This is a genomic window from Halomonas cerina (genome assembly GCF_014192215.1).
Classification (GTDB): domain Bacteria; phylum Pseudomonadota; class Gammaproteobacteria; order Pseudomonadales; family Halomonadaceae; genus Halomonas; species Halomonas cerina.
In genome coordinates, this window is sequence record NZ_JACHXP010000038.1 from 1 (window position 1) to 7,622 (window position 7,622).

At 64.4% G+C, this 7,622-nt stretch carries 6 protein-coding genes; 3 read left to right on the plus strand and 3 right to left on the minus strand.

Annotated elements, in window-relative coordinates:
• Positions 1-128: 128 nt before the first annotated feature.
• Together FHR94_RS19170 and FHR94_RS19175 are read right to left on the minus strand one after the other, a co-directional pair.
• Positions 129-800, minus strand: a complete 672-nt coding sequence (locus tag FHR94_RS19170) for a DUF6607 family protein (protein WP_183328327.1) — start codon at positions 798-800, stop codon at positions 129-131.
• A 77-nt stretch (positions 801-877) separates the two neighbouring features.
• A complete protein-coding gene (locus FHR94_RS19175) occupies positions 878-1,921 on the minus strand; it encodes a CNNM domain-containing protein (protein WP_183328334.1) in 1,044 nt (347 codons plus the stop codon).
• 215 nt (positions 1,922-2,136) lie between these two features.
• Between FHR94_RS19175 and FHR94_RS19180 the strand changes: the two genes are divergently transcribed.
• A complete protein-coding gene (locus FHR94_RS19180) occupies positions 2,137-2,592 on the plus strand; it encodes a YybH family protein (RefSeq protein WP_183328336.1) in 456 nt (151 codons plus the stop codon).
• 85 nt (positions 2,593-2,677) lie between these two features.
• Here FHR94_RS19180 and FHR94_RS19185 read toward each other — a convergent pair whose 3' ends face one another.
• Positions 2,678-4,684, minus strand: a complete 2,007-nt coding sequence (locus FHR94_RS19185) for an acyltransferase family protein (protein ID WP_183328338.1) — start codon at positions 4,682-4,684, stop codon at positions 2,678-2,680.
• Between the two features lie 177 nt (positions 4,685-4,861).
• Between FHR94_RS19185 and mscL the strand changes: the two genes are divergently transcribed.
• Both mscL and FHR94_RS19195 read left to right on the plus strand, forming a co-directional pair.
• A complete protein-coding gene (mscL, locus tag FHR94_RS19190) occupies positions 4,862-5,281 on the plus strand; it encodes a large conductance mechanosensitive channel protein MscL (RefSeq protein WP_183328340.1) in 420 nt (139 codons plus the stop codon).
• A 301-nt stretch (positions 5,282-5,582) separates the two neighbouring features.
• Positions 5,583-7,379, plus strand: a complete 1,797-nt coding sequence (locus tag FHR94_RS19195; protein WP_183328342.1) for an SLC13 family permease — start codon at positions 5,583-5,585, stop codon at positions 7,377-7,379.
• Positions 7,380-7,622: the final 243 nt, after the last annotated feature.

The window sequence follows — 7,622 nt, forward strand, 5'->3', positions numbered from 1 at the left end:
GCAGGGAATGATCTCGGTACTCGAGACGGTAAGAGGGCTTAGTCGTTTTTCATGAACCGCCGTGGTACGGAACCGTATGCCCGGTGGTGTGAGAGAACGGGGGAGGCGACTCCCCCCTCCTACTCGATTCACTCACCTCGCTGTTGCTGCAGCCACTCATGGGCGGAGGCGCAGCGCTGATCATCGACGCGCCGATAGGTGATCCAGCCCAGCTCATGGGCGACCACCTCACCGGACTCGCGCTTCTTCAGATTGTGCTGCGCGTGAATCCAGCCCTCGGGGGTGACCAGCAGGGTATTGTCCCGGTCCAGGTAGTCGTAATCGGTACGATCGAAGCCGAAGGGCGCGCCACTGTCGCGAAAGGGCTTTTCCGCCTTGCCGGCGTGGCAGGACCAGGTGTTGTGTACCCAGCTGGCGCTACAGGTGTAGCGGAGCTCCTTTGCAGGGTTGGCGGCCGAACGGCTCCAGACTTCGTGCTGCCAGCCCTCCTCGTCGGGGAGGTAGCGCCAGATTTCGTGGAAATGCGGCATGACACGATTCTCGAGAACCGACATGTGCGTCAAGCGGTAGGCGGTCTCGGACAGCGTCTCCAGGGCGAGCCACTCGAGCAGCCCCTCCTCCAGCCCGTACTCCTCCGAGAAGATGTCATGGACCCCGTCCTCGGCAAACCGATATGTCACCTCAAAGCAGCCGGCGAGGTGTTCGATGTGGCGTCGCCCGCTTTCGCTGTCCTCTGCCCCCCAAGCCGCCGAGGAAGCCACCAGGGCCGCACCCAGGACAAGTACGCCGATCCGTCTCATGCAAGCCCCCTCCAAGCCTATGAGTGAACCTCTCTAGAAAGGCTAGTTGAAGCAAGCCGACGGGGGACAGGCCCCACTTAACTTTGAGTGCGCGACTCGCTTTGGGCCAGTTCCTTCCTGAGTCGCTTGGTCCAGCGCTGCTTGGCATACTTGCGCAGGTTGGCGACATTGTCGGTCTCATCGACGATGTCATGGCCGAGGATCGCCTCGAGTACGTCCTCCAGCGTCATCAGTCCCACCCAGGTGCCCAGGTCGTCGTAGACCACGCAGAGGTGCTGGCGGTCGCGCACCATCATGGTGAATATCTGCTCGACATCGTCGTCGGCCATCACCTGGCGCACCCGGTGCATCAGTGACTTGAGGGTGGCGTCGGGCTCGGCGTGGTAGGTGTCGGCCTTGTGCACGTAACCTAGCGCCTGCTCGCCGCCATCCATCACCGGGAAGCGGGTGAAGGGCGAGTGGCCCAGCGCGGCGTCGAACTCTGCGACCGTCATCTGCGGCTTGACGGTGACCGAGACGGTGCGGGGTGTCATCACATCGCTCACGCGGATTTCGTGCAGGTTGAGGATGTTGGTGATCACCCGGGTCTCGTCGGCGTCCAGCGCTTTCTCCTCCAGGCCGATCTGTGCCAGGGCCTTGATCTCGCCGCGCATGTCGGTCTCCGGGGCGTCCTTGCCGATGCGCCGAGTGATGCGCTCGGAGAGCCAGATGAAGGGCTTCATGCTCCAGATCATGCCGACCAGCAGCATGGCCATGGGCGAGGCCAGCTGACGCCAGTAGGTGGCGCCGATGGTCTTGGGGATGATCTCGGAGACGAACAGGATCAGCAACGTCATCACCGCCGAGGCGAGCCCCAGCCAGGCCTCGCCGAACACCACCGTGACCTGAGCGCCGACGCCGGTCGCGCCCACGGTGTGAGCGATGGTGTTGAGGGTGAGAATGGCGGCCAACGGCTGGTCGATGTTCTGCTTCAGCCGGGCCAGCCGGGTGTGCAGGGCCGGGCGCGTTTCGCGCAGCTGGGCGACGTAGCTGGGGGTCATGGAGAGCAGCGCAGCCTCGAGCAAGGAGCACAGGAAGGAAACGCCGATGGAGAGGGTGGCAAAGATAGCCAGCAGTATCATGGGGCCTCGAAGGGTTGCCGGAAAATGCCGCCGGGCGACCCGCGCATCTTGGCGGATGCCTCGGGGCGGCGCAAGCCGGGTAATCGAAGACACCGGTGCAGCCTCACCAGTCAATCGGGGTCTGTCCGCGAAGACGAGTCGTGTCCCAGGGACGAGTGCCCCCGGTTTGCCATGCGCTAGGCTTCTGTTACACCCATCAAAAGGAGGTAGGGGAAATGCATGTTGCCAATAAAATATTAGTAACCATCTTGTTGGCCTTGGCATCCATATGCGCCTACGCCGCAGAGTCCCTGTTCGAAGAGATAGACGCGGCGAATCAGGCGTTCGCAAGCGCGGTAGAACGAGGTGATATCGATCATATTATTGAAAGTTATACCGATACGGCATGTGTGATCGCCCCCTCGACGCCAAAAGCGTGTAGCCGGGAATCTATCCGTGCCCTGTGGACTGCAGTTGCTGAGTCGGGTGTTAAAGAGGTCAAGATTAAAACGCAGGAGGTTGAAAGCTCAGGCGAGTTGGCCTACGCAACGGGAACCCTAACGGTCACCGATACTCACGGTAACACCCAAAAGAGCAATTATGTTCTTGTTTTCAAGAAAGTCGCAGACGAATGGAAGTTGCATCTCGACATCTGGGCCCCTTCGGGGCAAGCGGGGACAGGCTCCAGTTAACCCGAGGTAGCGGTGGCAGTGCTGCTCGGGGTGACGAACGGAGGACCGCCATCGAGCATCAATCGGACAGGCCCTCGATTGATGCTCAACTTGGCGGGCCCTGCGTGTCGGCCTGCGCCAGCACATGGCGATCCGCGTCTTCCCCTTGGGCCTTGCGCAGGATATCGCCGAGCAGGTCATGCTTGACCCCCAGCACTTCCGAGCCTTCCCGGGAGAGGTGGCCCTCATCCCGGTACACCACCTTGCCGTCCATGAAGGTATGGCAGAGGCCGTCGTGGCAGATATAGGGTTCCAGGTTGACCACTGGGAAGGTGATGCGCTCGGAGGCGAGCAGGTCCCGGGCCTTGACATAGTGGGGCGAGAACTGCTCGGTGCGGAAATTGCAGTTCACCGTATTGCCCTTGACGAAGATCATCGAGGCGATAATGCACCGGGCGAGGTTCTCGTCGCTGCGGGGGGGCGGCGAGACGAAGATCGGGATCTTGCCGGCCTGGCGGATCGCCTCGGCGGTACGGTTGAGATGCTCGACCACCAGCTCGGTGCCGTGGGGGTGCTCGTGCAGCTTGCCATTCGCCTGGTAGGCATCGTGGTAGAGGACGCCGAGCGGTGAAGACATAACGACATACTTCACGCTGGGGTGCTGCTCCATCCATGCCTTGACCTGCGCGTTGAACGCGATGCACTCCCGGGACCAAGAGAGAGGGTAGCGGTGGGAGGTGAGGGCGAGGCCATAGATCGGCGCGCAGACGGGCTTGGTGAACTGCACCAGGCTCATGTCCTGCAGGCTGGGGCTGGCGGTGATGGCCGAGGCCAGGTGCATGGCGTAGCTGTCGCCCCACAGCATGATCTCGGGGTCCTGCCCGGTACGGCACGACTCAGGCAGGAAGCCGTCCTCGCAGGCCTCGCTCAGGCCAGGGTTGAAGCGAATCCGGTTATCCACGTCGATCGCCAGGAAGGGGCTGCCCGAGGGAGCTATCCGGCCGGGCACGCCCTCCGCCATATGACCGTAGAGCCCCGCGGCCAGCATGACCATGCCCGCCACGCCAGAGGCGCGGAATACCGCCTGTCTCGACAGCAGCAGCGGGATGGGCTTGCGGCGGAAGGGCTGCTCCACGTAGCGCCAGGTCAGATAGGCCAGTGCCAGCGCGGCCAGCGACAGCAGGGCCATGACCGCCCACGAGGGGTCGGAAAGGCTTCTGAGCCGGGCAAAGGCGAACAGCGGCTGGTGCCAGAGGTAGGCGCTGAAGCTGATCAGGCCGATGCCGACCAGCAGCGGCATCGCCAGCACGCGGCCGGTCAACGTCGCGGGGGTGGCGAACAGCGTAACCAGCACCGCGCCCCCTACCGGGAGGAGGGTGTACAGCGAGGGGAAGGGCACCGTCTCGTCGAAGGTCAAGACGGCGAACAGGATGCACCCGAGCCCGAGGGTGGCCAGGGGCGCGCTGGACCACTGGGGGCGCCGGTTCAGCAAAAAGGCGCAGGCGACCCCGGCGCCGAGCTCCCAGGCGCGGGTGGGCAGCAGGAAGAAGTTGGCCGACGGCGCCTGCCGCCATCCCCATTCGGCCGCCAGCAGGCTCAAGGCCGACAGCACGAGAATGGCCGTGAGCATGTGCCGGTAGGCATGGCGCCACAGGAACAGCAGCAACAGCGGAAAGACGATATAGAACTGCTCCTCGATGGCCAGGCTCCAGGTGTGCAGCAGGGGGTTCTCCTCGGCCGAGGGCGCAAAGTAATGGGTCTTGAGCCAGAACAGGACGTTGGAGGCGAACAGGCTGATGGCCACCAGGCCCTGGGAGAAATCCTGCAACTGGGCGGGGGTCAACCATAGCCAGGCGAAGGGCAGACAGCCCAGCAACACGGCGACCAGTGCGGGGAGGATCCGGCGCGCCCGCCGCTCATAGAAGCGGGCTATGGAGAACGTACCTTTCTTTAGGTCATCCAGGAGCAGCGAGGTGATCAGGTAGCCGCTGATCACGAAGAAGACGTCGACCCCCACGAACCCGCCCGAGAACCAGGAAAACCCGGCATGGAAGAGGATCACGGGCAGCACTGCGACCGCTCGGAGGCCATCGATTTCGCGCCTGTAGTGCATGCCCCGTCCTCCGTGTCGCTTCTGTTTCTGAGTGTTTCTTTTAGTTAGATTTTGTAATTAACGTTAGTGCAGCCTCGCCAAAGCCGCAAGGGCGAAGGTAACGGCGACTTCCCGGTACACTGGCCCGTATTCGGCTCGGCCGTACCGGGCGTCGGGGATTCAACAGGAGGGAGCAGCATGCTCAGGGAGTTCAAGGAGTTCGCCGTGCGCGGCAATGTGGTCGACATGGCGGTGGGGATCATCGTGGGCGGCGCCTTCGGCACCATCGTCCAGAGCCTGGTGAAGGACATGCTGATGCCGCCTATCGGGCTGCTGCTCGGCGGGGTGGATTTCTCCGACCTGTTTCTGGTGCTCAAGGGCGACGGGCCCTATGCCACCGTGGCCGAGGCCACCGCCGATGGCGCGGTAACCATCAACTACGGGCTCTTCGTCAACAACGTGATCAGCTTTGTGATCGTGGCCTTCGCGGTCTTCTTGCTGGTGAAGGGCATCAACCGCCTGCGCCGTCAGCAGGCCGCGGTGTCTACACCGCCCACCGCGCCGCCAGAGGAGATCCTGCTGCTACGCGAGATCCGCGATGCGTTGAGGAAGGAGTGAATGCGCGAATCGAATAGACCCCACTTTGACACTTCGGCTGCAACGCGGGCCCATGCTCGCGGTCGCGTTGTGGCCTGTGTCAGGGGGCTGTATCCTTGGCGAGCCAAGTCTACTGAGCCCCTTACATGTTGAAGGGGCTGGGTTGCGTTCGTCCATGGAGCCGACTACGCGGCTTGGGTAGAATGGCCGCTCGCCACTCGGACATGCCATGCGGGGTGCACGCTCAGCCCCGTGGTGTCCTCATTTCAGGGCATGGGAATGCGCCCGGTACAATCCCCGGGCGGTAGCGTGCCCGACCGCCATGGATGACAGACCGTTCTTGATAGCATCGCTTTCCTTTTCCGCGCTCCTGACCCTGCTCACCGTGCTGGCGGTGCTGGGCACTCTGGCCGCGACGCGCCTCGCCCCGGACGTGATCCTGATGGGCGCACTGGCCTTTCTGATGATCAGCGGCATCCTCACCCCCGGCGAGGCGCTGGCGGGTTTTTCCAACCCGGGGGTGATGACCATCGCCACCCTCTACGTGGTGGCCGCCGGCCTCAAGGAAACCGGGGCCATCCAGTGGATTGCCCATCGCCTACTGGGCCAGCCTTCGCGCCTGCGCCAGGCGCAACTGCGGGTACTGCTGCCGGCCTCGGGCCTCAGCGCCTTCATGAACAACACCACGGTAGTGGCGATGTTCATCCCGGCGATCCAGGAGTGGGCCACGCGGCTCAAGCTGCCGCCCTCCAAGCTGCTGCTGCCGCTGAGCTATGCGGCGATCCTCGGCGGTACCTGCACGCTGATCGGTACCAGCACCAACTTGGTGGTGGACGGCCTGCTGCAGAGCGAGCGGGGCGTGCAACTCGCCATGTTCGAGCTGGCCTGGGTGGGTGTGCCGCTGGTGATTGTCGGCGGCGGCTTTCTCTATCTATTGGCCGACCGCTTGTTGCCTGACCGCCAGGGTGCCCTGGAGCAGCTCGAGAGCGCCCGCGAGTATTCCGTGGAGGTGGTGGTCGAGGACAAGGGGCCGCTGGCCGGCAAGAGCATCGCCGATGCCGGGCTGCGCAACCTGGCCCACGGCTACCTGGCCGATATCGAGCGCCACGGCCGGCTGCTTACCGCCGTGCCACCGGACACCGAACTGATTGCCGGCGACATCCTGGTGTTCATCGGCGCCCCCGAGTGTGCCCGCGAGCTGCGCCGCATCCACGGCCTGCGACCGGCCAACGGCGATGTGCAGAAGCTCGACATCGCCCATCACCGGCGCTGCTTGGTCGAGGCGGTGATCGGCCCCGACTTCGCCGGCTTGGGCCAGACAGTGCGCGAGTCGCGCTTTCGCTCCCGCTACCAGGCGGTGATCCTGTCGATCTCCCGGTACGGTCGGCGACTGCCCGGCAAGGTGGGGACGCACCGCCTGCAGGTCGGCGACACCCTGCTGCTGGAGACCGCCCAGGACTTCGTCGACCAGTACCGCTACCGCAAGGACTTCCTGCTGGTCAGCGGCCTCAACGACTCCACGCCGCCGGACTTTCGCAAGGCGCCCCTGGCAATCGGCATCCTCGGCGCCATGGTGGCGGCTAGCGCCTCTGGACTGCTCTCCATCCTCGAGGCCGCGCTGCTGGCCGGCGGCGCCATGTTGATCACCCGCTGCGTGCCGGCCAGCAAGGCGCGGCGCTACGTCGATCTCTCGGTGCTGATCGTCATCGCCGCCTCCTTCGCCCTGGGGGCGGCGATGACCAAGACCGGCGCGGCGGCGCAGATCGCCCAGTGGCTGCTGCTGATCGACGGCCTGGCGCCCTGGGCGGCGCTGGCCCTGGTTTACCTGCTGACCGTGGTGTTTACCGAGTTGATCACCAACAACGCCGCGGCGGTGCTGATGTTTCCCATCGCCATGGCGGTATCCGAACAGCTCGGCGTGGCCTTCATGCCCTTCGCCGTGGCGATCATGTTCGCCGCCTCGGCCAGCTTCATGACCCCGCTGGGCTACCAGACCAACCTGATGGTGCTGGGCCCCGGCGGCTATCGCTTCAGCGACTACCTGCGCCTCGGCGCTCCGCTGAGCCTGGTCGTCGGCATCACCGCGGTGGGGTTGATTCCGTTCGTGTGGGCGTTCTAGGCGCTTCGCGCCAGCCTCGGGCAGCGAGCTACGGGCCAACGAGCCACGAGCCACGAGCCACGAGCTACGAGCCACGAGCTACGAGCTACGAGCTACGAGCTACGAGCTACGAGCAGGTGCGATGCGCCAGCTACGAACTACGATGCTGCCGAAGCCCGAAGCCCGAAGCCCGAAGCCCGAAGCCCGAAGCCCGAAGCCCGAAGCCCGAAGCCCGAAGCCCGAAGCCCGAAGCCCGAAGCCCGA